Annotated in this window: 25 protein-coding genes and 1 tRNA gene; 10 read left to right on the top strand and 16 right to left on the bottom strand. The window is 44.5% G+C overall.

What is annotated here, in order from left to right; translation table 11 throughout:
- Position 1 precedes the first annotated feature (1 nt).
- From T487_RS16385 to T487_RS0104920, 5 genes are all read right to left on the bottom strand, one after another.
- On the bottom strand, positions 2-163 hold the full coding sequence (locus T487_RS16385; protein WP_155953240.1) for a DUF6903 family protein: 162 nt from the start codon (positions 161-163) through the stop codon (positions 2-4).
- The gene (gnpA, locus tag T487_RS0104905) at positions 153-2,330 is read right to left on the bottom strand and encodes a 1,3-beta-galactosyl-N-acetylhexosamine phosphorylase (protein ID WP_031574760.1); all 2,178 of its coding nucleotides are present in this window, start codon (positions 2,328-2,330) and stop codon (positions 153-155) included. The genes T487_RS16385 and gnpA overlap by 11 nt, the downstream gene beginning before the upstream one ends.
- Position 2,331: 1 nt before the next feature.
- Positions 2,332-3,201 (bottom strand): carbohydrate ABC transporter permease, encoded by an 870-nt coding sequence (locus T487_RS0104910; RefSeq protein WP_031574763.1) that lies wholly within the window; start codon positions 3,199-3,201, stop codon positions 2,332-2,334.
- 13 nt (positions 3,202-3,214) lie between these two features.
- The gene (locus T487_RS0104915; protein WP_031574766.1) at positions 3,215-4,105 is read right to left on the bottom strand and encodes a carbohydrate ABC transporter permease; all 891 of its coding nucleotides are present in this window, start codon (positions 4,103-4,105) and stop codon (positions 3,215-3,217) included.
- Between the two features lie 72 nt (positions 4,106-4,177).
- Entirely contained in the window at positions 4,178-5,563 is a 1,386-nt protein-coding gene (locus tag T487_RS0104920) for a carbohydrate ABC transporter substrate-binding protein (RefSeq protein WP_031574769.1), read from the bottom strand.
- Positions 5,564-5,737: 174 nt separating this feature from the next.
- On the opposite strand from T487_RS0104920, the gene T487_RS0104925 reads away from it, so the two are divergent.
- Positions 5,738-6,604, top strand: a complete 867-nt coding sequence (locus tag T487_RS0104925; protein WP_031574772.1) for an AraC family transcriptional regulator — start codon at positions 5,738-5,740, stop codon at positions 6,602-6,604.
- 34 nt (positions 6,605-6,638) lie between these two features.
- Here the strand turns inward: T487_RS0104925 and T487_RS0104930 are convergent, their stop codons facing one another.
- The 9 genes from T487_RS0104930 to T487_RS0104970 all read right to left on the bottom strand — a co-directional run bounded on the left by T487_RS0104930 (position 6,639) and on the right by T487_RS0104970 (position 15,790).
- Positions 6,639-8,306: a formate--tetrahydrofolate ligase gene (locus T487_RS0104930; protein WP_031574775.1), complete on the bottom strand. Its 1,668-nt coding sequence runs from the start codon at positions 8,304-8,306 to the stop codon at positions 6,639-6,641.
- A gap of 29 nt (positions 8,307-8,335) precedes the next feature.
- Positions 8,336-8,722, bottom strand: coding sequence for a thioesterase family protein (locus tag T487_RS0104935; protein WP_031574778.1), 387 nt, complete (start codon positions 8,720-8,722; stop codon positions 8,336-8,338).
- 157 nt (positions 8,723-8,879) lie between these two features.
- Positions 8,880-10,820, bottom strand: a complete 1,941-nt coding sequence (gene ftsH, locus T487_RS0104940) for an ATP-dependent zinc metalloprotease FtsH (protein ID WP_031574780.1) — start codon at positions 10,818-10,820, stop codon at positions 8,880-8,882.
- 129 nt (positions 10,821-10,949) lie between these two features.
- The gene (gene hpt, locus T487_RS0104945) at positions 10,950-11,492 is read right to left on the bottom strand and encodes a hypoxanthine phosphoribosyltransferase (protein WP_031574781.1); all 543 of its coding nucleotides are present in this window, start codon (positions 11,490-11,492) and stop codon (positions 10,950-10,952) included.
- A complete protein-coding gene (gene tilS / locus T487_RS0104950; protein WP_031574783.1) occupies positions 11,479-12,867 on the bottom strand; it encodes a tRNA lysidine(34) synthetase TilS in 1,389 nt (462 codons plus the stop codon). The genes hpt and tilS overlap by 14 nt, the downstream gene beginning before the upstream one ends.
- Positions 12,868-12,975: 108 nt before the next feature.
- Entirely contained in the window at positions 12,976-13,167 is a 192-nt protein-coding gene (locus tag T487_RS0104955; protein WP_031574786.1) for a hypothetical protein, read from the bottom strand.
- Between the two features lie 138 nt (positions 13,168-13,305).
- Complete coding sequence (gene arsA, locus T487_RS0104960) at positions 13,306-15,048, bottom strand: arsenical pump-driving ATPase (protein ID WP_031574788.1); 1,743 nt, start codon at positions 15,046-15,048, stop codon at positions 13,306-13,308.
- 9 nt (positions 15,049-15,057) lie between these two features.
- Positions 15,058-15,414, bottom strand: a complete 357-nt coding sequence (gene arsD / locus T487_RS0104965) for an arsenite efflux transporter metallochaperone ArsD (protein WP_031574790.1) — start codon at positions 15,412-15,414, stop codon at positions 15,058-15,060.
- A gap of 1 nt (position 15,415) precedes the next feature.
- The gene (locus tag T487_RS0104970) at positions 15,416-15,790 is read right to left on the bottom strand and encodes an ArsR/SmtB family transcription factor (protein WP_162178221.1); all 375 of its coding nucleotides are present in this window, start codon (positions 15,788-15,790) and stop codon (positions 15,416-15,418) included.
- Between the two features lie 159 nt (positions 15,791-15,949).
- On the opposite strand from T487_RS0104970, the gene T487_RS0104975 reads away from it, so the two are divergent.
- Positions 15,950-16,025 (top strand) — tRNA-Pro (locus T487_RS0104975).
- A gap of 118 nt (positions 16,026-16,143) precedes the next feature.
- Here the strand turns inward: T487_RS0104975 and zupT are convergent.
- Both zupT and T487_RS0104985 read right to left on the bottom strand, forming a co-directional pair.
- Complete coding sequence (zupT, locus tag T487_RS0104980) at positions 16,144-16,968, bottom strand: zinc transporter ZupT (RefSeq protein ID WP_031574794.1); 825 nt, start codon at positions 16,966-16,968, stop codon at positions 16,144-16,146.
- Positions 16,969-17,108: 140 nt separating this feature from the next.
- Entirely contained in the window at positions 17,109-17,990 is an 882-nt protein-coding gene (locus T487_RS0104985) for a helix-turn-helix domain-containing protein (protein ID WP_051651526.1), read from the bottom strand.
- 212 nt (positions 17,991-18,202) lie between these two features.
- On the opposite strand from T487_RS0104985, the gene T487_RS0104990 reads away from it, so the two are divergent.
- The 8 genes from T487_RS0104990 (at position 18,203) to T487_RS0105025 (ending at position 25,842) form a co-directional block, all read left to right on the top strand.
- Positions 18,203-18,853, top strand: coding sequence for a cobalamin B12-binding domain-containing protein (locus T487_RS0104990; protein ID WP_031574798.1), 651 nt, complete (start codon positions 18,203-18,205; stop codon positions 18,851-18,853).
- On the top strand, positions 18,850-20,010 hold the full coding sequence (locus T487_RS0104995) for an ABC transporter permease (RefSeq protein ID WP_031574800.1): 1,161 nt from the start codon (positions 18,850-18,852) through the stop codon (positions 20,008-20,010). Before T487_RS0104990 ends, T487_RS0104995 begins: the two co-directional genes overlap by 4 nt.
- The gene (locus T487_RS0105000; protein WP_031574803.1) at positions 20,003-20,686 is read left to right on the top strand and encodes an ABC transporter ATP-binding protein; all 684 of its coding nucleotides are present in this window, start codon (positions 20,003-20,005) and stop codon (positions 20,684-20,686) included. Before T487_RS0104995 ends, T487_RS0105000 begins: the two co-directional genes overlap by 8 nt.
- 20 nt (positions 20,687-20,706) lie before the next feature.
- Positions 20,707-22,083, top strand: a complete 1,377-nt coding sequence (locus tag T487_RS0105005) for a deoxyribodipyrimidine photo-lyase (protein WP_242848018.1) — start codon at positions 20,707-20,709, stop codon at positions 22,081-22,083.
- Position 22,084: 1 nt separating this feature from the next.
- A complete protein-coding gene (locus tag T487_RS0105010; RefSeq protein ID WP_031574808.1) occupies positions 22,085-22,768 on the top strand; it encodes a hypothetical protein in 684 nt (227 codons plus the stop codon).
- Between the two features lie 76 nt (positions 22,769-22,844).
- Positions 22,845-23,249 carry a DUF2177 family protein gene (locus T487_RS0105015; RefSeq protein ID WP_036909220.1) on the top strand — a complete coding sequence of 135 codons (405 nt, stop codon included), beginning with the start codon at positions 22,845-22,847 and terminating at the stop codon, positions 23,247-23,249.
- Between the two features lie 20 nt (positions 23,250-23,269).
- Positions 23,270-25,069 (top strand): DAK2 domain-containing protein, encoded by a 1,800-nt coding sequence (locus T487_RS0105020; protein ID WP_031574814.1) that lies wholly within the window; start codon positions 23,270-23,272, stop codon positions 25,067-25,069.
- Positions 25,066-25,842, top strand: coding sequence for a DUF1295 domain-containing protein (locus tag T487_RS0105025; protein WP_031574817.1), 777 nt, complete (start codon positions 25,066-25,068; stop codon positions 25,840-25,842). Before T487_RS0105020 ends, T487_RS0105025 begins: the two co-directional genes overlap by 4 nt.
- Positions 25,843-25,933: the final 91 nt, after the last annotated feature.

Raw genomic sequence — 25,933 nt, forward strand, 5'->3', positions numbered from 1 at the left:
CTTAGCGTTGTGCCACGTTATAAAGATAAAGATCGCCAAGAAGAAGGCCGAGGCCAAGAATCATAATTCCCAGACCTCCCAGACCTTGCGTTCTATGACCTGCAAAGAGGAGTACCAGTCCTGCCAGGAAAACACCTGTCATAAGAATCGCCTTACTCTTCATTTTTCTCCATCTCCATCCATCTGATTTCCTGAGGCGCTAACACCGTTACGGTCTTTCTGCCCTGTTCATCATAGACTGCAGTTTCTTGTTCCGAATCTGTATTGTTCACCAGAGCATATCTTCCAATCTCCGGATATCCATGCACTTCCACATAAATATTCTCAGCAAAAAGCTTATGAAGCTCTTCTTCCTTATGGGCCGCATAAAACATGGACCTGTGAAGGAGCCTTGCATTCTCAAAATTGAAGGGAAGTCCTGCAATATAGATGCCTCTTCCTTTTCCGAAGTCGTGGGCGGAAAGTTCCACCTGACCGTCATGATAACTTAAAATCTCAGTGTCTTTTCCTAACGCATAGATGTTCTTCATACCTTCACCAAAGTCCAGCGTGGATTCTATCCCCTCTGTGATGAAATGCTTCTCCTTGGCTGTGTGGAAATATTTGTCTGTGCTGAGACTGAAGCCCAGCTCTTTGTCCACCCCAAGAATTTCTGCCAGCTGGAAGTATCTGCCGCCATGATGCACTGCAGAGGGTTCTCCCACCCCGATGAATCCACCGCCTTCGTAGACCCATCTCCTGATGATGGTAACGAGCTTCTCGTCGAGCCACTCCTCTCCACCAGAAAATGCTGTCCCTGCATCCCCGGCATTGAGAAGCACATCCACATCCTGTGGCACCCCATTTGTTTTCACATCTTCAAAGGACAGGAAGGCCACTTCCACACTGTCTCCACTTAAGGCTTCCAGAATGCCCAAATAGGAGTAAATCTGCTTATACCACAGTGCATGAGCCACCATATGGGTCTGCCAGGACCTGAGGCTACCCCAGGAATTGAGGACCGCTACTTTGAGGCCTGTATATGGTTTTCTTCCTTTAATATTGTCATAGATTTCTCTAAACTCATCTGTGACCTTTTCGATATAATCCACAAATTTAGGGAACTGATAAGCAAGAGAAAGGTATCCGCCATAGCCGATACGGTCCACAGGCTTTCTCATGATGGCACGTCTGGCCATTCTCCAGTTTTCTTTTGCTTCGATGGTGGGATCATTGCCTTCTCTAAACGTATCCGGGAAGAAATACGGAAGGAATCTGCCCTCTGTATACTGAACCCCGGGAATTTCTGAAATCATTCGAAGTGTTGCTCCACCACCTACGGACCCGACCACTGCATCCAACCCGATCTTAGGGAAATACTTGCCGTAGGGCTCTGTGCCGATCCAGTTGTCCCCCAGGAACATCATGGCTTCTTTTCCGTGCCTGTGCACCTCATCCACGAGTTTTTTCGCCTGCTCTGCCACATAAGCACTCTGGAAGTCAATAAAGTCCAGATACTCCTTCGTGGGCACTCGGAAGGCTGTATTATAGTATCCCTTGTCCACAATATGCTCTGGGCGCAGTCTGTAGCCTTTCTCTTTGGCGAAGGCTTCTAAGGCATCTACAGAAACGCTGGCGCTGTATCCAAACCAGTCCACAAACTTCTCTTTTCCAAGATCATTAAACACCAGAGTGAAATGATAGAAGAAGGTGGTGAATCTTACGACGTCAGTCCTTGGATTCTCTTTCAGCCACTGGCTCATATAGCTATGGATATACTCATTGGAGTGTTTTTTTCTCACATCAAAGGGAATATCATGCTCTTTGTCTCCCCAATTGTTGGTGATATGGTTGTACATCTGAGTAGGATCCCAGATGGCTTTCACGAGAAAAGACACTGTGTACTCATGGTAAGGCGCGATGTCTTTTATAACCACTTCATCACGTTCAGGCAAAATCTCCCAGTTTTCCACAGGCACCACGGTGTCCAGTGTCCGGTCCATGACCTCCCAGTAGATCTTTGGGTCATGATCATAATCCGGCGTCACCTGCTGGCGGAAATATCCCTCCATGAAAGGGATGCTGACAGTGCTCTCCACTGCCATGGTATGACGGCTCATGAGATAAAGAGACTGGGTCTCCTCCATATGATTTCTGGAAAAATCATTATGTCCTCTACTGACAAAATAAGTGGTGTAGATTTTGGCATCCAGGTTTTTCAGATCTTCTGAAAGCTTTGTTCCGTCACTGTCTCTGATGGCATCTGCACCCCAGCGCTCCATCATTTCCTTGGTTTCTTCTAAAAACCCCGTTTCACTTGGCAAGGTCACTCGACCTTTTGTATTACTCATATTATCCTTTCACTCCTCCAACAGTCATTCCTTCAGTTAGTTTCTTTTGTACAAGCACATAGAGAATCAAGGTCGGCAGCATCACCAGCACAAGACCGGCGTACATGGGACCATAGTTTGCCGCACCTCTTTGGGACTGCATCAGATTGATGAGCCCCACCGGCAGCGTTTTGGTGCTGCTTGGCATCAGCGTCAAGGCTATGATGTATTCATTCCAGAATGCCAGGAAGTTGAAGAGAATCACTGTGATGATGCTGGGTTTCGCCATGGGAATCATGATGGAAACCATGGTTTTAAAATGGCTGGCTCCATCCACACTGGCCGCCTCCTCAAACTCTTTAGGTATAGTTCTGAAATAATTGGACAGAAGATATACGGTAAAAGGGATGGCTGTGGCGGCATACACCAGAGCCAGCACAAACCGGTTGTCCAGAAAAAATCCTCTGTCGAAACGTCCCCGAAGCGCGATGTCCCAGTCCAGGAGCATCAGAAAAATCGGCACGACGATGTAGTTCACGTTGATGAAAATTCCAGCCTGAAAAATACCCGAAAGAATTTTCCGTCCTTTAAACTCAAATCTTGCGAGAGCATAGGCACAGGGTATAGAGACCAGAAGAAGAATTCCGATGGCCAGTGCCGTCACCACAATGGAGTTTGTGAAGTACTCTCCCATATTGGCAATCTCCACTGCTTCTTTGAAGTTCTCCCAGCGGATGGCCTTGGGCAAGCTCCAGGGATTTCCGTAAAACTCCTGATTGTCTTTGACGGAAGCCATGAAAACCCAGAGAACCGGAACGATGATGCTGACAGCAAGGGCAATCAGCGCACTATAGATGAAGAGCTTATACAGATTGATTTTTTTCTTTTTCATCCGATCCTCCTCGTTAATACTGGTACTGTTCGCGTTTTGTCAGCTTGTTCACAAGCAGTGACAAGAGGAACGAAAACAGGAATATCACCACACCAATGGACATACCGTATCCGTAACTGGAATTGGTATATGCCTGGTTGTACATATAGTTCAAAATTACATTGGAAGCACCATCAGGTCCTCCAGAAGTCATCACCTTCACAAAGAGAAAACTCAGATTGATGGAGCTGATGACATAAAATGTCAGGGTTGTCCTTACCGTATCCCATACAAGGGGCAAAGTGATACTGAAAAACTGCTTCACTTTACCAGCACCCTCAATATCTGCCGCTTCATAAAGATGGACTGGGATGCTGCTCATACTGGCCATATACATGACCATGTAATATCCCACCGCCTGCCAGATCATGGCCACAATGATGGCATAGAGCACAATTTTCTGATTGCCCAGCCACTGGATATTCTGAAATCCCTCTCCCCGGATGCTTCTAAAAAGACCATTGAGAAGTCCCATGCTGGGATCGTAGATGGCCGAGAAGATGGAGGAAATCACCACCACGGACAGGATATTCGGTATATAGAATACGATTCTGAAAAAGTTCTGTCCTTTGATCTTTTCGCGCACAAGAATAGAAGCGAAAATCATGGCCACAGAAAGCGTCACCATGGTGACAAGCACAATGATCATAAGGGTGTTCTGCAGTGACCGTATAAAATTGGTGTCTTTTGTGAGAAGAAGAAAATTATTAAGTCCTACGAAGGTCTTGTTTCTCGAGAGACCTCCCCATTTGTATAAAGACATGATGAAGACATTCAGCGTAGGATACGCCATAAATACAAGGACAAGGATCAAGGCCGGCGCAATGCAGGCAGCGATGAATCTTTTCTTTGCTCTGTCTTTCATTCATATCACCCCTTTCAAAAATGAACGGTGGAAGAGTTTTCTTCCACCGTAATCATCCGTAAAATCAACTCATTAGTTGTTCATTGCTGCACTGATTTTGGTCACTGCATCCACAACTTCCTGATGCCATGTATCCACTGTCTTGTCTCCTGTGGCTACAGAATTGATGGTGCCAAAGAGAATTCCGGTGCTGCTCACAAGGTCTACACCTTCCACTGCTGGCGCAGACTGGAAACCGCCCATGGCCGCCTTTGCTCCATCGTCATATACAGAATAATATAGCTTGTTTGGATCCTCATCCGTCATGAAGGAGGAAGCTGTAGTCACAGGCATAACTGCACCGGACTTCTCATAGATGATCTTTGCTGCTTCGTCTGAGTACATATAAGCAATGAACTCTTTTGCAAGATCCGCTTCCTTGGCTCCTTCAGGAATGTACATCTGTTCAAAGAATGTGTAGGAGTAGCGGTCTCCGCCCTTTTCCACTGCTGGCAGTGCGGTGAATCCCCACTCAAAGCCTTCTGCTCTTGGTGCTTTTTCCATTTCTCCAGGTAGCCAGGTACCGTTTGGAATAAACAGTGCTTTGTTATCAAGAATCAGCTGCTGGTTCTTGGTAAACCCTTCATTGTTTGCCTGAGCCACTGTGTCAGGATGATTGTAGGAAACAAGTTCACCAACGATGGCGAACACTTCTTTCATCGTATCGCTGCTCCAGGTTTCCACATCAAAGGTCATGGCCTTGTTGAAGAATTCAGCGCCACCCACCTCGTTGACCAGTGCATAGAAGAAGGCATCAAAGTATCCTGTGGTAGGATAGGTAAATAGGGAGCTTCCGTTGGCTTTTGCAGTTTCATTCAGCGCAAAAAGCTCTTCAAAGGTTTCTGGAAGGGCATAAGTCTTTCCTTCTCCCACCAGACCACTGTTATAGAATAGTCCTGTTGGTCCATAGAAAAGTGGTGCCAGGTAGGTCTTTCCATCCCCATAGGGATTGGTGATTAAAGTATCTGTAAAGCCTGGGATGATTTTATCGCCAACAGTGACCTCTTCTCCAGGAACCTTCATGGAGAGTACATCTGTGATATCCATGACAGCATTTTCTTTGATAAGAGTTTCTGTCATCATGCCTTCACGGCCTACAGAGATGTACATAAGATCTGGCACATTCATCGCCTGGATCTGAGGTCTCAGAACATCTTCAATGTTCTTCTCCAGTGTCAGTTCCACAGTAACGCCAGGATTGTTTGCCTCAAACTTCTCGGCAACGGCCATCCAATGCTCTTTTCCGTATCCTCCGTCAAGACCCGCAATCTTCAGGGTTCTTTCTTCGGTTTCGCCAGGGGTTTCTGATGGGGTTTCTGTACCTCCTGGAGTAACAGGATCATCTTCAGTTTTCTGACCGCAGGCTGAAAGGCCAACGACCAGGGTAATGGACATAAGAAGTGCTAAAATTTTCTTCATGGGACCCTCCTAGTTAATCATTGCTCTACGCAACTTGTTATCTTTAGTATAAATTTCGGTAAACGTTTTTAGTATCATTATCTTGTGATGAATTATCATTATATTGCTATATCAGAAAATTGGTTTTATAATAAGGTAAAAGGATTACATGTCCAGAGGAAAGGAGCTGCCAGTTTGTCCAATATCGTCTATAAGATCATCAACCACAACAACGAACGGATTTCCGCCAGCCTCATCTATGTCTCAAAGGCACGTTATGAGAAAGACTGGCACTCCACCATGCACAGTCACCCTTTCACAGAGCTCTTCTATGTGGTGAAGGGATCCGGCAACTTTCTCATAGAGGATAAAACCTTCCACGTCGTAGAAGATGACCTGGTCATTGTCAATGCCAATGTGGTCCATACAGAGTCCTCCAAGGATGCAAACCCTCTGGAGTATATCGTCCTTGGCATCGAGGGGCTCTCTTTATCTCTTTACGAAACGGGGCGTGCTCAGGAAGACAGCTTCTACAGTTTCCACAATTACCGGAAACATAGAGAAGAAATCCTCACTGTGTTTCAATCCCTCATCAGTGAAGTGGAAAAGAAAGAAGACGCTTATGAAGTCATCTGCCAGAACTACCTGAACATCCTTCTCCTTAATCTGGTCCGAAGAACCAAATCCTCCTTGAGGCTGACTCCTCAAAAAAACACCACCAAGGAATGCACCTATATCAAAAACTACATCGATATTCACTATTCAGAGCCCATCACCCTGGATACCTTAGCCAATGAAACCTATCTGGACAAGTATTATCTGGTTCATGTGTTCAAGAAACATTTCGACACCACCCCCATCCATTATCTCATAGATAAAAGAATCGAGGAATCCAAACATCTCCTGGAAACCACCCACCATACGGTTTCTCAGATCTCGAACATTGTAGGTTTCAACTCCCAGTCCTACTTCACTCAAACTTTCCGGAAGATGATGGGCTGCACTCCGGCAGAATACAGAAAAAGAGAACGTAAATCTTCCCTTCATTCAAAAGAGCGGTGATTCCAAAAAATCACCGCTCTTCTTTTCCTTATGCTTAGAACAGACCTACAATATTTCCTTCTTCATCAATATCCATGAGATTTGCCGCAGGCACCTTTGGAAGGCCTGGCATTGTCATGATATCTCCTGTGAGGCATACAATAAATCCTGCCCCGTTACTGAGCTTCACTTCATTCACCTTTACTTCAAAGTTCTTAGGTGCACCCAGAAGCTTCGGATTATCGGATAGAGAATACTGGGTCTTCGCCATACAGATGGGCTTCTTATGGAGTCCCATGGCTTCAATTTCCTTGATGGTTTTTTCTGCCTGGGCGCTGTAGGCCACAGAGCTTCCACCATAAATCTCCTTGACGATGATCTCTATCTTTTCTTTGATGGATTTTTCCACATCATACAGCGGCTGATAGGCTCCGGATTTTTCTGCAACTTCCACAACTTTATGTGCAAGTGCTTCTCCGCCTTCTCCGCCCTTTTCCCATACTTCTGTCAGTGCTACATTCACGTGGATGTTGTTGAGGAAATCTTCAATGAACTGCAGCTCCTCCACGGAATCGGACATGAATCGATTGATGGCAACCACAGGCTCCAGATTGAACTTTCTGATGTTCTCGATCTGCTTCTCCAGGTTCACGATTCCCTTTTTCAGCGCATCCACATTTGGTGTGGAAAGATCTGCTTTCAGCACACCACCATGATGTTTCAGTGCTCTTACCGTAGCGACAATAACCACTGCACTAGGGTTCAGACCACCGAATCTGCATTTGATGTCCAGGAACTTCTCTGCACCAAGGTCTGCACCAAATCCGGCTTCCGTCACTACATAGTCCCCAAGCTTCAATGCTGTCTGGGTGGCTAAGATACTGTTGCATCCATGGGCAATGTTTGCAAAAGGTCCGCCATGAATGATGGCTGGTGTATTCTCCAATGTCTGCACCAGGTTCGGCATGATGGCATCCTTCATCAGAAGGGCCATGGCTCCCTGAACCTTCAGATCCTTGGCAAATACAGGCTCTCCCTGCAGATTGTATCCGATCATGATCTCGCCCATTCTTTCTTTCAGGTCTTCCAAAGAAGTGGCAAGACAGAGAATGGCCATGACTTCAGAAGCAACGGTGATCATAAATCCATCTTCTCTTGGGAATCCGTTTGGCTTTCCGCCAAGTCCTACATTCACCTGTCTTAAGGATCTGTCATTCATATCCATAACTCTCTTGAAGAGAATTCTTCGGATATCCAGGTTCAGCGCATTCCCCTGATGAACATGGTTGTCGATGGCTGCTGCCAAGAGGTTGTTTGTGGTGGTGATGGCGTGCATGTCACCTGTGAAATGAAGATTGATGTCTTCCATAGGAACAACCTGGCTGTATCCGCCACCTGCTGCTCCGCCTTTCACACCAAATACTGGTCCTAAAGATGGCTCACGCAGGGCGATGACAGTCTTTTTGCCGATTCTGTTCAGTGCCTGACCAAGACCTACAGTTACTGTAGACTTTCCTTCTCCTGCAGGTGTTGGATTGATGGCAGTGACAAGAATAAGCTTCGCATCTTCCTTGTCCTTGTTTCTCTTTAATACATCAAGAGAAATCTTGGCTTTATACTTGCCATAAAAGTCCAGGTCATCTTCAGAAAGACCTATCTTCCCTGCCACATCTCTGATGTGGAGCATGGTGGATTCTTGAGCGATTTGAATATCGGTTTTCAACAATATGTACCTCCCAGTTATATATTACTTTATGAATTATGCAGTTTATCCATGAACTTCTGCCGGTTCACAAGAACTCTCTCATGATGGGCTTCTCCCAGAAGATGTTCCTTTTCAAAAGCCCGGAGATGAAACTTCACTTTCTTCCCTGAAACCTCGATGATCTTTACCTTCAGCAAGATTTCTGCACCAACAAGGCTTGCTTTCAGGTGTTTCATTTCCATGGAAATGCCCACCGTTGTATCTTCTGAAGCTAAATAAGGAATCAGAGACTCCTTGGCGCCATACTCCATAAAAGCAATGAGTCCAGGTGTGCCGTATACCGGCAGATCTCCGGATCCCAACACCTCAGCGGTGTCTTTTTCTTCTACTGACCGTATAAATTCCTTTTCCAGTCCAATGAGTTTTTCTGTCAAATGCGCACCTCCAATCCATTTTATTATAGCATCCCTTCCCCAATCCCGAAACATGGAAAGGTGAAGTTTCTGTAATCATTTACATAACTTTCCAAAAGAAAAGGCAGCTTTACTGCCTTTTCTATCGATTCTGTTTCAGTTTGAACTACACTTGTTTTTAAGCCTCTGTCAGAGGGTTCCCTGAAAAATCCTCTTTTTTGGTATCTTCTTTAGATGGATCTTTCTCTGTTTTTTTCACAGATTCATTCTTTTTCTCCACTGGCAGCACTTCATGGGTACGCTTGGTGATATTCCCAGTGGTGAAGAGTTCTTCAAACTCTTCTGCTTCAATTTTTTCAAATTCCAGAAGTTTTTCTGCAAGAAGATGCAGCTTGTCAATGTTCTCCTTCAGAATCTCTTCTGCTCTTTTATAAGAATTGTCCACCAGCTCTTTCACTTCGTCGTCAATGAGCTCTCCCATTTTTTCGGAGAAGTTCTTGGACTTTGAAAAATCACGTCCCAGGAATACTTCCTGGTCTTCTCCAAAGGAAATGGTACCCACTTTTTCACTCATACCATATTCGGTCACCATGGCTCTTGCGATTCTTGAAACGCGGTCGATGTCATTTTTGGCTCCTGTGGAAATATCCTTCAGCACCAAAGACTCCGCCACACGTCCACCAAGTAAGGCAACCATGCTGTCCATCATTCTGGACTTACTCATATAAGAGCGGTCTTCCGTCGGCATATGCATGGTGTATCCACCTGCCATGCCTCTTGGAATGATACTGATCTGATGCACTGGATCCATATTAGGGAGAACTCTGCCGATGATGGCATGTCCTGCCTCATGATACGCAGTGAGTCTTCTTTCATGATCCGAAACCACTCTGGATTTCTTTTCTGTTCCTGCAATCACTCTGGTGATGGCTTCATCCAGTTCACGCATGGTGATGAACTTTTTATCGGCACGAACGGCAAGAAGCGCCGCTTCATTGGTTAGATTTTCTAGATCAGCTCCTGTAAATCCGCTGGTCATCTTCGCCAGAACTTCCAGGTTCACATCTTCTCCAAGAGGCTTCTTACGAACATGCACCTTGAGGATTTCTTCTCTGCCTTTGGCATCGGGATAGCCTACTGCAATCTGTCTGTCAAAACGGCCTGGTCTAAGGAGTGCATTGTCAAGAATATCCGGTCTGTTGGTTGCTGCCACCATGATGATGCCTTCATTGATGCCGAAGCCATCCATCTCCACCAGAAGCTGGTTCAGCGTCTGTTCTCTTTCGTCATGTCCGCCACCAAGGCCAGCGCCTCTTTTTCTGCCCACAGCATCAATTTCATCGATGAAGATGATACAAGGTGCATTTTTCTTAGCTTGTTCAAACATGTCACGTACTCTGGAAGCACCGACACCGACAAACATTTCCACAAAGTCTGAACCTGAAATGCTGAAGAACGGTACCCCAGCTTCTCCGGCAGCAGCCTTTGCAAGAAGAGTCTTACCAGTTCCTGGAGGTCCTACAAGCAAAATCCCCTTAGGAATTCTAGCGCCAACTTCAAGATACTTCTTAGGGTTTCTTAAAAACTCCACCACTTCCTGAAGTTCAAATTTTTCTTCTTCTGCACCAGCCACATCTTTAAATGTGACGGTTTTATTGTCAGGGTTTGCCATTTTGGCTCTGCTCTTGCCAAAATTCATGGCATTCCGGTTGCTTGAGCCCATATTCTGGTTCTGCTTGTTCATAAAGAAAATGAAGAACACCACGCCACCCAATAGAAGCAGCGGTGTAATCACCGTCCAGATGGAGAAATCAGACCTTGGAGCATAGCGCTCCACAACGGCCTCGTTGTTGTTCTCGTTTAGAAACTGAGCCAGTCTCTCTGGTGCGGCTACAGTTGTAAAAATGGTGTCATCTGTCATAACACCCCGGATGGTCATACCATCGGAAGCCACATTGATCTCTTTGACCTTGTTTTCAGAATAAGCAGTGGTGAACTCATTGAATGATATGGAATTTTTTTGCGCATCCAAATCGCTGAAGTAAATCATGGCAATGACAAGCAGCATGATTACAGCGATGAAGCTGAAAAGATTTGGTCCTCTTTTAGTCGTATTCATCGTATTATCAGGTAAACTGAATTACCCGCTCCTTTCCTCTGTTACTTAGTATTATGAAGCAGAAGCCTCAATTAAATTGTATGCTACTAATTATACTCCATAAACCTTAAACTTAACATTATTTTTTGCCTATTTTTTGTAAATTTCATCCTTCAGTGAAGCAACATAAGGAAGATTTCTGTACTTTTCCGCATAGTCGATGCCATAGCCGATGATAAACTCATCTGGCACTTCAAACCCTACATACGTCACAGGGATATCTCTTACTCTTCTTTCTTTTTTATTGAGCAGACAAACAATGTCCGTTCCGGCTGCTTTTCTTGCTTTCAGGTATTCTACAAGGTAACTAAGTGTCAGCCCTGTGTCTATGATGTCTTCTACAATAAGGATATGTTTTCCGGTGACATCCTCATCCAGATCCTTCGTAATCTTCACGACACCTGAGCTTTCCGCTCCGGATCCATAACTGGAAACTTCCATGAATTCAATGTTGCAAGGGATGGTGATTTCCTTCATCAGGTCTGTCATGAACACCACAGAGCCCTTGAGGATCCCCACAAGAACAAGTTCCTTCCCTTCATAGTCTTTACTGATTCTTGCACCCAGTTCTCTGCATTTTTCGGCCAGCTCTTCCCGGCTGATCAAAATGTCCTTCACATCATTTGCTATCATTTGTATCCTCCTCAAATATCCCGATTTCCAGGATTCTTTCTGTTTTCTCTCGTACTTTATAGTCTTCACTGATCATCATGTGACCGATGTAGATGATGTCTTTCTCATACTGGAACACCAGAAGCTCATCCCGGTCTTCCCGGCTGACCTTCCTGTCAATAAGAATGTTCTTCAGTTTCCGGTATCCATTCATGCCAAAAGGTCTCATCCGGTCCCCTTCATCTCTGTGTCTCACAAGGATTTCCCCACTGATGAGATCCCCATTGAAGAACCGGAGCTGTTTGTCTTTTTTCATCTCTTCCCGTTCAATATAACGGAGTGTGATTTTCTGTCCTTTTACATGATAGGTTCCTGGTATACTCAGCACTTCGTGCAGCATCGTATTTTCCCTTTCTGTCTTTTCTTTTTTTATTTCAATCAGAAGGTCTCCATAGTCATTTCTTCCCTGTACTCCTTCTTTGATATCCAGTTTTTTCCCTGTCTCCTTCAGAAACAGCTGAAGAAGATCTCTGATATGAACCTCTTCAATGTCTTTCAGATTTCCTTTCACCTTTTGGACTGCATCCATGAGAAGCCTGGAAGATATGGCATAAGGAAGTTCTTTCACCTCTTTTGACAGGCGAACCTGTTCACCGTCTTCATGAAGAAAACTCTTTTTCGCCTTCTCCACTTCTCTTTCGATGAATTTCAGATCTTCTACAAGCAGCCCCGTCATCCTGGAGATGCTTTGAGAGACGTCCGCATTGAAGTATTTTTCCAGATAAGGCAGCACTTCATTTCTGATCCGGTTTCTCTGATACTCCACTTCATCATTGGTGTGGTCATGACGGTATGAAATCTGATTTTTTTCAAGATAACCCAGCAGTTCACTCTTCTTATAGAAAAGCAATGGTCTAATGTATCGTCCACGAACTGGAGATATCCCTGTCAGGCCTTTTAACCCAGTGCCTCTTACAAGATTCAGAAGAACCGTCTCCACCTGATCATCCAGATGATGGGCCGTAGCACATTTTGAAAATCCCTGCTCGTCCATGACTTTCTCAAAGAAGGCATACCGGAGTGTTCTTCCCGCCATTTCAAAAGACATTTTCTCAGCTTTTGCATAGGCTGCCACATCTATTTTTCTGGAGAAAAATGGAACTTTCTTTTCTTCACAAAAGCTTCTGCAGAAGGCTTCATCGCTGTCTGCATTCTCTCGAAATCCATGATTGAGATGTGCAGCTCCCAGACGTAGTCCAAGAGTCTCTCTCACTTCGAGAAGAAGGCATAAAAGCGCGACAGAATCTATCCCTCCGGAAAAGGCAACAAGTATCCTGTCTTCTTTTCCAATGATCTCTTCTTTCATGAGTGTATCAAGAAATTTATTTGTCAGCATTTCATACTCCCAAGGACTTATTTTGCTACTCTTACTAGTTTACCTTCTTTTTTCTTTCATATCAATTGAAAAGGCAAGGATTTCTCCCTGCCTTGCTTTCTTATTGATTCAAAAAATATCTTCCGGCAGATTGAGATCTACCACCGTGTCCGCTTTCTGGGACGGATCCTCGTGTATGTCTTTCATGCCCCGCATGGTGTTCACGGATTTACAGCTCTGACACTCATAGCCCCCCTCCACAGGAACGAAATAAGTGATTTTCTCACAGTTCACACAATATGCGTCTTTGGCTTCCAACATGATCTCCATCCCCTTTCCAGTTTATTTGTATCTATAATTATACAAACATCTTCTGAGACTCTCATGAAGACTTTAGAAAATAACTGTGAACATTATGAATTAGGATGCCATCATGTTATGCCATTGATTTTTAAGTTCCTACGGAATCAGCTGAAGGAGCGTTTCACCTTTTAATTCTTCTTTGCTCCAAGGAACCATCACAAAACGTCCCTCCATTTCTTCAAAGACCAGGTTCGCCCATTTTCGTTCCTCTTTCTGTTTTTCTCTGACAAACAGCGAGTTGTCGGAGAGCTGCTCAAGAGTCTGATTGAGTATCCAGCTGTCCACATGGATTCCCGCTCTGATGAGGTCCTCTTTCAGCCTTTTTGCTTCATAGAACGGAGTGGGTTCAGGAAGTGATACGATGAACACTTTGGTCTCTTTCTTATTCCTGAGTCTGGGCAGGAGAGTTCTCACCGCTTCCGGAATTTCCCCCTGACTTCTTTCTACTTCTTTATGGTAACTTTCTGTGCTGTCCAAAAGGAGCAAAGTATGCCCCGTTGGCGCAGTATCAATAATGAGAAGCTCTTCTCCGCTTCCATGAACAATCTCAGCAAACTTCCTGAAAATGGAAATCTCTTGGGTACAAGGACTTCGGAGGTCTTCTTCTATATAAGCAAGATCTTCTTCAGAAGCACCTTCCGCTTTTTTCAGGACCTCTTCTTTATAGTGTCTAAGCTCCTCTTCTTCATCAATAAAGGATACTTTCAGATTTTCCGATTCATGAACCGTTTCTGTCAGGTGATTTGCTGGATCCGTGGTAGTCAGATGCACTTTCACTCCGTTTTTGGCAAAATACATTGCCATGGCCGAAGCGATGGTGGTTTTTCCAACTCCTCCTTTGCCCATGGTAAAGAGAACTCTTGTGCCATCTTTCCGGATTTCCTCCAGCAGCAGCTGAAAATCCATGGAGGAATGGATATCGTATTCTTCGTTCACATTTCTACCTGAAGTGATTGTAAGCATTCTTCTGATGTTCTCCACCGAATCCATGGCATATGATCTCAGGGGGATCGATGCTGTTTCTATGCCGTCCAGCTCTTCTGGCCGTTCCTTCCAAGCTTTCTCTTGCTTGAGCTTCATCAGTTCCAGGACTCCTTGTGGACTTTCTTCTGTGATGAGCCCATTAACGAGAAGAAGCTGATTTATAACACCAAGCTCCTTCAGCTCTTTCGATGCTCGGGCAGCTTCCAGAAGAGGAGATCTGTCCGGCCTTGTCACCAGAACCATTTTTGTCTTCTTCTTGTCCTTTAATACTTCTACCGCTCCTTTATAGACCTCTCTGCTTTCTGTGAGCCCTGACAGCTGCCCTAAACAAGATGCCCCTGAGGTATTCTGATCAAGAAAACTGGTCCAGGCAGAGGGCAGTTCCAGCATTCTTAACGTGTGACCCGTAGGTGCTGTATCAAATATAATATGATCAAACTCCTCCTGAATCAGTTCATCTGCCAGAAGTGTGGTGAACTCATTGAAAGCAGCCACTTCTACGGTGCATGATCCTGAAAGCTGCTCCTCCATATTCTGGATAGCAACGTCTGGCAAAATACCTCGGTATGGAGCTACAACAGATTCCTTGTACTTTTCAGCAGAAACAATCGGGTCGAGATTCATCAGGTACAGATTTTTCACACTCTCAATTTCTGTCTTCTCGTTGGAAGCTTTCAGCTCGAAAAGATCCTGAAGGTTTGAAGCGGGATCTGTACTTACCAGAAGAATCTTCTTTCCAATCTCAGCCAGAGCAACTGCTGAAGCCGAAGCTGCCGAAGTTTTTCCGACTCCTCCCTTGCCCGTGAAAAAAATATACTGATAGGACTGCAGATCTTCGGGATTAAATACTCTCATAGGAACACCTTACAGAGTCAGCAGCTTTTCATTGCTGCCATCAAGTTCTTCCTGATGAAGGCCAGTCCATGAGGAAAGCTCTTCTGTACTTGGATACTCTCCTGTCTTCACAATCTTTCCATTCAAGAGTGTAACAGGAAGCACGCTCATTCCTTTTTCCTTCATGAGCTGCGTCAAATCTGTATTCTTCGCAAACTCCATGGGATGCATAGAGAGATTGTAACGTCTTGCTCCAAATCCTTTTTTATTCAGACCCCGGATAACGGTGGTGATTCTTAGCAGCTCCGGATCCACAGAGGGACCACAGACGCCAGATTCACAGCACAATGCTTTTTCATAGATTTTGATTTCGCAGTTTTCGTTCATATTAAACAACCCTTTCTTCATTCATAAACAGAAGCACATTTTCTTTCAGAGACTCACAATTATAGTTTTTCACCTTATATTCTTGAAGCCTCTTCCAATCCTCCTCATAAATCTTCTCCCCTTTCAGAGATTCAATCATGGAGGAAATAAACGGATAGGATTTCAAAGTCTCTCTTTTCAGCCTGTAGTAACTATACTTGGCGTCCTTCCTATAGTCTGTCACCAGAGCTTCATTCAACTTCGCCAGATGCCTCGAAACATTGGACTGGCTCATGGAAAGGATCCCTTCCAGTTCGCAGGCGCACAGTTCTCCTTCTGACAAGAGATATAGTATTCTCAACCGGTTTTGGTCCCCCAAAGCCTTAGTGATCTTCAACACATCCAGATTCTTTCGCCTCCCTCACATTATCATATTCAATTATAATCATATGATAAAACCTTAAAGATAGCAATCTGTTCTTCAAAATTCTCCTGGAGATTCCTTCACAATCCCTTGAATGTTTTTATACCTTAGGCTATAATTAGTAATGTTCATCGGGGTGTAGCGCAGATGGTAGCGTGCTAGACTGGGGGTCTAGAGGTCGCAAGTTCAAGTCTTGTCACTCCGACCATAAGAGCTTTTTCCATATCATTTGGAGAAAGCTCTTTTTTATTGCAGTTCACTGGATTTATGGAATAAAAAAGAACCAGACGCCTTCATCAATGAAGTAATCCGGTTCTTTTTCATGTCTAAGAGCCTCCAAACATCACAAGGCTTGCCGCCATGAGCATCATGCCAGAGATGAGGCCATAAATGGCAATATGGTGCTCTCCATACTTCTCTGCTGTGGGCAAAAGCTCATCAAGAGAAATGTAGACCATGATCCCTGCCACAATGGCAAAGACAATACCAAACATGGATTCTGAAAGATAATTCCGTAATAGAAAATAGCCGATGATGGCACCCACAGGCTCCGATAGCCCTGACAGAAAAGAGTACTTGAACGCCCTTCTTCTGCTGCCTGTGGCGTGATAGATGGGCACAGACACGGCAATCCCTTCTGGGATATTATGGATGGCAATGGCCACAGCAATACTGACTCCCATGGCCGGGTCTTCCAATGCACCAATGAAAGTGGCGAGTCCTTCCGGAAAATTATGGATGGCGATGGCCAGAGCCGAAAACATCCCCATTCTCATAAGATTGTGGTTTTCCCTGGCTTTCTTTGCCTCTTCGAGATCTTCAATATCTCTCATCTCGTGAGGATTCTCCGCCTTCGGCACCAACTTGTCGATGAGGGCGATGATAAAAATCCCCCCAAAAAAGGCCAAAGTAGTATAAAGATACCCTTTATCCGCTCCGTGAACAGCCTGGAGAGAGTCTTTCGCTTTTACGAAAATCTCAATCATGGAGACATAGATCATGACTCCTGCAGAAAACCCAAGAGCCGCGGACAAGAATTTTTTATTGGTCTGTTTCGTATAAAAGGCCATAAGGCTTCCTACACCCGTTGCCAGACCTGCAAATACCGTGAGCATAAAAGCAAACAGTATACTGCTTACGTCATATTCCACATAAATCACCTCATTGTTAATGTACTTATCATCTAGTTTAACAAAAGCAGCACTCCATTTACAGTCAAATGACGTAAAAAGGCAGATTCCTTCGTGTATTGAAGGAATCTGCCTTTAACTTTTTTATAGATGCTTTAGCCTTATATTCTCTTCAGATTCCTCTCCACTTCTTCCACACTCTGGCAGTATACATCCGCACCCGTTTCTGTCGCCACATTTCCTACATTGAGAAAAGCTCTTCCTCCGATAATAATGGTAGGGGTCTTGGTTCCAAACTTCTGTTTGATGACATCGATGAGGAGCTTCGCTGAATCAATATGATACGGCATGGTGACGGAAAGAATGATGGCATAAGGCTTTTTGTCCTTGATGGCCTGAACGATATTATCTGTAGGAATCATGTTTCCAAGATACATGACATTATGTCCATTGGACTCGAGAATATCTCCTACCATTTTCAATCCGATATGATGCTGCTCCGCTCCTGGAGTCAGAAGTAGAATCGGTCTTTCTCCGTCCCCTTCCTGGAACTTTCTTCTTTTCACCAGCGCCATATTCTCCAGGGAGATCTCTGAAATAAAATGCTCTTTCCAGATGGGCATTTCTCCCTTTTCCCAGAGCTCCCCTGTTTCTTTCAGAGAACGCTCAATATAATCATGATAAATCACTTTAGATGGAACACCTTTCTTCAGCAGATGGAGAAGAATCTTCCGCACCATCTTCTTATCCCCTTCCAGGAGGCTTTTCATATAAAGCTCGTAGGGATAATCTTTCGAATCTTCAGGCCCTTTGCTCTCCACTTCTTTTCTCACCAGCTGGTCATCCCTGCCTAAAAGATAGTCCACAGATACTTTATAAAGATCAGCAATCTCAGATACCTTGCTAAGATCCGGAACTCTTGTGCCATTCTCATAGTTTGCAATAGTGGTCTGTCCTATGCCCAAAGCAGATGCTACATCCTTCTGGGTCATGCCATATTTTTTTCTTAACTCTTTAATACGGGATGAAAACTCATTGCTCATGCTCTCTGGTACACCGAAGTCCTTGTGTACCAACCCTCCTTTCGATTTAGGATGACACCCGATACGTGTTATTCTTATCGGATTCTCGTATTTACATACATTAAATCACGTTTTGTGATAGATTGCAAGTTGTTCAATTCAATTGTTTGCAATATTTCATTCCGTGTTATATTATTGTTGTAAGAAATAACTAATTGAACAAGAGGTGTGTTATGAATCAGCATTTAGAAGAATTTACCCATCTACTGGAACAAGAAAACAGAAATGAAGCCCTGCACTATATCCTGTCCCTTCTAAAGCAGGGAACCTACAGTCTAATGGAAGTCTATGAAGAAATCCTTGCTCCATCTTTAAATACAATGAAAAGCACGGGAATTGAGGAGCAGGATATTTGGAAAGAACATGTAAGAACCTCCATCATCCGTACCATTGTGGAAAACTGCTTCCCTTATGTAATGAAAGAACGGGAAGAAAAATACGGTGTCACCAGTCATAAAACGGTAGCTGTAGTTTGTCCCCAGGATGAGCATCACGAACTGGGTGCAAGAATGATCACAGACTACTTCACCATGCTTGGCTACAACGCAGTCTTTGTGGGCAGCAATACCCCGAAAGAAGTCTTCGTGGCTGGACTGAAATCTCAAAAACTCGACTACATCGCTTTAAGCATCACCAATCCGTATCACCTGGTTTCTGCAAGAAACACCATCGCAAAAATCCGTGAGACAAGCAAAGAGACCAAAATCATCGCAGGCGGCTACGCCATCTCAAAACTTGGCGAAAAGAGAGAAAGCCTTGGTGCAGACTATTACATGACAACATTCCATGATATTATTTCCATCTCTGGAGGGGACATAAAATGAAACTAGCATTTCAAATCGCAACCCGATTTTTAAAGTCCAGTAAAGGACAGACCATACTCATCGCCCTTGGCATCGCCATTGGTGTTTCCGTTCAGATTTTCATCGGTTCCCTGATTCAGGGCCTTCAGAAATCTCTGGTGGATACCACCATCGGCAACCAGCCCCAAATCACTTTAACCTCGAATAATGAAGAGAAACTCATTGCAGATTATAAAGAAATCGCAGATAGAATTTCTGCGAACGATGAAGAAGTCATCAACCTTTCTGTGGCTGCAGACGGCCCCGCACTGATTTCAAAAAATGAAGAGACCTACAGCATTCTGCTCCGGGGCTTCAATATTGATGAAGCGGATAGTATCTTCAACATCAAAGAAAGTCTTGTAGAAGGAACTCTTCCTGACAGTGAAGGAGAAGTGCTCATCGGTGTGGATCTCAAGGAGGAAGCCGACATCTCCATCGGGGATGAAATTGAGCTTCTGGCAAACTTTGGTGATACCTCAACCGTCACGGTTACTGGATTCTTCAACTTAGGTGTCGCTTCCTTAAACAAGTCCTGGACCATCACAAATCTTGAAACGGCTCAGAATGTCTTCTCCTATGACGATCAGGTCACCAGCATCAATATGCAGCTGAAAGATGTCTTTCTAGCGGATACCGTGGCTGATTCCATCAAAGAGAGAGAAACCTCAGAGACCTTAGTAGTAGATAACTGGAAAGCCCAGAACGAAGATCTTTTAAGCGGGCTCAACGGACAAAGTGTATCCAGCATTATGATCCAGGTCTTTGTCATGATTTCTGTACTGCTTGGTATTGCAAGCATTCTTGCCATCACTGTGGTTCAGAAGTCCAAACAGATAGGCATACTGAAAGCCATGGGCATAAAAGACAAAGACTCCAGTCTCATTTTCCTCTTCCAGGGACTCCTTCTAGGTGTACTTGGGGCAATACTGGGTGTAGCTCTAGGCCTTCTTCTGGCCTTCACCTTCACAAAGTTCGCTCTGAATCCGGATGGAACTCCTGTGGTGCCACTATTCATTGACCCCATGTTTATTACATTCTCTGCAGTGATCGCTGTGGCAGCTTCTGTCATCGCAGCGCTTATCCCTGCAAGAAATTCCAGCAAATTAAGTCCAATAGAGGTGATTAGAAATGCCTAATAATGTGATTGAACTGAAAAATATCAATAAAATATATGGAACGACGGTGAAGACCCAGGTGCTCCATGATCTGAGTCTAGAGATCCGAGAAGGGACCTTCAATTCTATCATTGGACAATCCGGATCCGGTAAGAGCACCCTTTTAAACATCGTGGGCACATTAGATAAGCCTACCAATGGAGAAGTCTACATCGGTGGAAAAAGAACAGACCAAATGAATAAAGAAGAGCTGGCGGTTCTTCGAAATGAGACCATGGGATTCATTTTCCAGTTTCATTACCTGCTCCCGGAATTCACGGCCTTCGAGAACGTACTGATGCCGTATAAAATACTCCACGGAAAAGTCAGCAAGGAAGCAGAAGAAAGAGCCAACGAACTGATGAACCTGGTAGGACTTGAAAAGGTGAAGAACAATCTGGCCACCAACATGTCCGGTGGTCAGCAGCAGAGAACAGCCATCGCAAGGGCGCTCATGAACAACCCCAAGATCATCCTTGCAGATGAGCCCACAGGCAACCTGGATTCTGACACCACCGAAACCATCTACAATCTGTTAAGAGACATCAACAAGAAATTCAATACTACCTTTGTGATCATCACCCATGATCGAAGAATTGCTGAAAAAGCGGACCGTATCATTGAAATCAAAGACGGACGCATTGGTATGGACGTCTAACGTATAGAAGGAGAGGAAGAATGTTCATGATAGAAAAGGAGCGGATAAAACATCTCAATCACATCGCCTCATCAGAGGGTGACTATGTGCTGTACTGGATGCAGGCATCTCAACGGCTCCACTATAACCATGCCTTCCTGTATGCTTTATCAGAATCAGAGCGTTTGTCTCTTCCTCTTGTGGTTTATTTTGGCCTCATGGATCATTTCCCTGATGCGGCACTTCGTCACTATCAGTTCATGGTGGAGGGGCTCCTGGAAGTAAAGCATGAACTGTCAAAAAGAGGTATCCGCTTTGTGGTGGTCCATAATTCTCCTGAGATAGGTGCATTGAAGCTTTCTGAGAACGCTTCGGTTCTTGTGACAGACAGAGGATATCTTCGGATTGAGCGAGAGTTTAGAAGCCGCATCAAAGAAAAGGTTCCCTGTCCTTTCATCCAGGTGGAGACGAATGTGGTGGTTCCAGTGGATACTGTTTCACAGAAGGAAGAGTATGCCGCAGCAACCATTCGAAGAAAAATTGAACGGCTGCTTCCGGACTTTACATATCCCATGGAGCTTCCACCTTATGAGGGTAAAGCGTATACCGGTGCATTGCCTGTGGAGGAGATGGTCTTTACGAACCTTACGGAAGTCTTACATCTCCTGGACCTGGATCGCAGCGTTCTACCTGTCTCCCATATCTTTCAAGGCGGATATTCAGAAGCGAAAAAGCATCTTGAAACTTTCCTTCAGGAAAAATATCCTTATTTTGCCGCTTTAAGAAATGACCCCTCCGAAGATGCTGCATCGAACCTTTCTCCCTATCTCCACTTCGGTCAGATTTCTCCTCTGGAGATCTATCTCTCCCTTCCTGCAGATGCCTCAGAAAACAGGGCCTCTATGGTGGATGAACTCGTTGTAAGGCGGGAGCTTGCCATGAACTTTGTGGAGAACAATCCTCAGTATGACACCTTTGGGTCCATCTCTTCCTTTGCAAGGGACACACTTCTTATCCACAAGGAGGATCCGCGGCCCTATCTTTACACAAAGGAGGAGCTGGAACAGTCAAAAACCCACGATCCTTACTGGAATGCAGCCCAAAAAGAACTGGTGTTAAAAGGTAAAATGCACGGCTATATGAGGATGTACTGGGGGAAAAAAGTCATCGAATGGACCGCATCTCCAGAAGAAGCCTATGACATTCTTGTACACCTTAACAACAGATACAGTCTCGATGGACGCGATCCCAACGGCTATGCCGGAATCGCCTGGTGCTTTGGAAAGCACGACAGAGCCTGGAAAGAACGTGAGGTATTTGGAAAAGTACGGTATATGAATGACAAAGGTCTTGAGAGAAAATTCAGTATCGGTACTTATGTGAAAAATGTAGATGCACTCAAAAAGGGAGAGGACTAAGATGGATAAAATCAATATCATCGTTCATGAAAAAGCGCCTCTAGGCATCACAGAGCGTGATTACGAACTCCATAAAACCAGCCTTTCTTCGGAAGGATTAGAGGGCATCTTTATGGTTGTCCTGGAGAAAAGTGAAGATCTTCCTCCCTTTATCCTAGGAGACTCTCAGAACAAGGAAGAGGTCTATTCTTCACCATGTTCTGTTTTGGAGGATCCACTGAAGCTCTGGGACCTGAAAAGAAGAATCCTTGCATACCACTGGATGAAAAATATTCCACTGCCCCACCGTCAAAGCCTTTTTGAAAGCTGGTATATCTTGAAGTTTCTTTGTCAGGAGCTTAAGAATGTAGACGCAAGGCAATTGGGACGCGACATTGCCGCTCTTCAGTCTGATGCAGGTATAGAGGTTTTAGAAGAGTTTCGCCAAAAGATCCTGTCTCTTCTAAAGTATCCTTCCACTCCGGAGAAAATCCGTGGAAGTCTTTGGAAAAACTACACCAATCAGCTGAAGAAGACCCATCACCCTCTTTCTGAGATCAAGGATCCTAAAGATGGTGTCTTTGAAGACACCTTGGTCCATGAGCTTCACCTTCTGGAAGAAGAAGCCATGAAAAAGCATATTTTCTTTGGCACATCTCCAGTCCTCTATAAGGAAAAAAAGCCCGTAATATCAAGCCAAGCTTGAAAATATAATAGATTGTTCAACCTTAGCACCCTTGAATAAAGTACACTAATAGTAACAATAGACAGGAGGTATCATTATGCAGTTTTTAAAAGTTTACGCACTGACCTTAGTCATCTTCTTTCTTGTAGACATTGTCTGGCTGGGTGTCATTTCCAAAAAGCTCTATAAAGAGTATCTGGGACATCTCATGGCACCAAATGTCAACTGGGCCGCAGCACTGGTCTTTTATTTTCTCTTCATTGCAGGCCTTGTTTTCTTTGTCATTATGCCTGCTATTGAAAAGGGCGATCTCATGTATGCCATTACCCTTGGTGCCTTCTTTGGACTCATCACCTACGGAACATATGATCTTACCAATCTAGCCACATTAAAAGACTGGCCACTGAACATCACAATTATTGATCTCATCTGGGGTACTTTCTTAAACGCAGCAACCTCAGGGATCACCTATTTTGTAGCCACCAGCCTTTTAAAATTGTAACAGTCAAAGGAGAAATCTCTATGAGTATTCAGTATCTGGACAGCGAAAAACTTTACTATTCTTTTCTCTCCGGTGCACAAGAAGTCATCCGAAACAAAAGAATCCTAAATGAGATCAATGTGTTCCCCGTCTCTGATGGAGATACAGGAAGTAATCTCGCCCATACGATGCATTCCATTCTTCAGGAAGCACAAATCAAACCCACTGTGAAGGATACCATGAATTCCATCGCTGATGCGGCCCTTACTGGTGCCCGAGGAAACTCTGGTATCATTATGGCTCAGTATATCAACGGTATCTTCATGAGTCTTCCCAAAGAAGAATCCATCACCATGTCCGGATTTTCAGAAATGGTCAATGGCGCCGTTCCTCATGCTTATCATGCCATTGCGAATCCCGTGGAGGGAACCATCATTACGGTGATTAAAGATTGGGCTTCGGCCATTCACCGGTACAAAGACCATGCAAAAGACTTTCATGAGCTCCTTTCCTCTTCCGTCAACGATGCCATGACTTCTCTAAAGCATACACCGGAGAAACTGAAGGTACTGGAAGACGCAAAAGTCGTGGATTCAGGAGCAAAGGGATTTGTGTACTTTCTGGAAGGGTTTGCATCTTTCTTAAGTACAGGACTCTTCAAATCCGACCAGAATCTTTCTCGAGAGACCATTGATTTCACAGAATATCCTGGTCATGACCATGAAGAGATCCGGGAGAGATACTGCACGGAAGCCCTAATCTCAGGAGAGAATCTTGATTTGGATGCACTTAGGGAAGAACTCTCTTCACTTGGAGATTCTCTCATCGTTGCAGGGAATCCCAATAAAGTGAAGATCCACATCCACACCAACTCTCCTGTGGACTTCTTTCAAAAACTGAAAACAAAAGGAACCATCCTGCAGCAGAAAGCCGATGATATGATTCGACAGAATGAAGCTGCCTACAAGAGAAAGTACCCCATCGCACTGGTCACCGATTCCATCGCTGATCTTCCCCTATCCTATCTGGATGAGGAACAAGTGCATATGCTGCCCCTGAACCTTGTGTTTGAAGGGACAACTTATCTGGACAAAGTAACCATGACACCAGATGTGTTCTATCCTCTGCTGGATGGAGCCACTGAATATCCAAAGTCAGCACAGCCAAACCCAAAGACTGTGGAAGCCTTCTTAGGCAGCATTGCCGCACATTATGACGAAATCCTTGTGATTACAGTGGCAAAAGTACAGAGCGGTACCCACAATGTCTTTGAAAAAGCTGCAGAAAAATTGAAAAAAGAAGGCAAGAACATCTATGTGGTGGATTCAAAGCAGAATTCCGCCGCCGAAGGTCTTCTTGTGATGAAAGCTACAGAACTGATTAAAGAAGGGAAACCCTTTGAAAAGATCGTGGAGACCATCGAGTCTTTACGGGATCTAACAAAAATTCTCGTCAGTGTGAACACGCTGAAGTATATGGTGCGATCCGGCAGGCTCAGTAAAGTCACAGGATTTGCCGGAAAAATCATGAACCTGAAACCCGTGGTCTCTTTAGACTCGGAGGGAAAAGGTTCCATCGCTGCCAAAGCTTTCAGTGAAAAAGCAAATACACAAAAAATCATAGACATTATGAAAAAAGACCATGAAGAAAGCGCAATCACACGCTACAGTATTGTCCACGCCAACGATGAAAAGCGGGCTTTGGACATGAAAGCCAAATGTCAGGAGTACTTGGGATTTGAACCCTCATACATCATGAACATTTCTACCATTGTCGGTATGAGTGCTGGTGTGGGTGCTGTAGCTTTGTCATACATGCGCGAGAAAGGAGATCTTCTATGAATCCATACGTAGGCACAGCATTGATGCTGTTGGTATTTTTTACTTTACTTTTTGTTCTTGCACAGTACCTGGAGAATAATTCCATCGTGGACAGCTTCTGGGGTCCTTCATTTCTTCTGATTGCACTTTATACCCTGATCACCGCAGATAGTCCGGGACTTCGCCAAAATCTGTTAACCGCAGTGGTGGCTCTTTGGTCTCTACGGCTCTTTTATTACATCACGCTTCGAAACTGGAACAAGCCTGAGGATTACCGCTATGTGAATATGAGAAAAAGATGGGGTACCAAGCTGCCACGGCTGAAGGCCTATGCTAATGTATTCCTTCTTCAGGGAGTTCTCTCCTACCTGGTGGGTCTTCCTCTTATCAGAGGAAACAGCTCTGACGTTTCTTCTCTCAGTATTCTCAACTATGTTGGAATCGCCCTCTTCGCCATTGGATTCTTCTTCGAGGCCGTGGGGGATGCACAGCTGAAGAATTTCAAAAAAGACCCTGCAAACAAAGGAAAACTCATGACCACAGGACTCTGGGCTCTGACCAGACATCCGAACTATTTTGGAGAATCAGCCATGTGGTTCGGTTTCTATCTGATTTCCTATTCCGGTCTGAAAGACCTGCCCTTTGTGTTCAGTCCCATCCTCATGACCCTTCTTCTCCTCTTTGTTTCCGGAGTACCACTCCTGGAAAAGAAATATAAGGACAGAGAAGACTTTAAAGCCTATGCCAGAAGAACCAGCAAGTTCTTTCCCTGGTTCCCTAAAAAAGCATCCTAAAGCCTCAACCAGCCATTGGCAAGAAAACCATGGCTGGTTATTTTACTGCAGTTTATTCGTTCACTGATACAGTAAAGATTCTATTTCAGTA

It is taken from the genome of Proteiniclasticum ruminis DSM 24773 (assembly GCF_000701905.1).
In the GTDB taxonomy this organism is placed as follows: Bacteria; Bacillota; Clostridia; order Clostridiales; family Clostridiaceae; genus Proteiniclasticum; species Proteiniclasticum ruminis.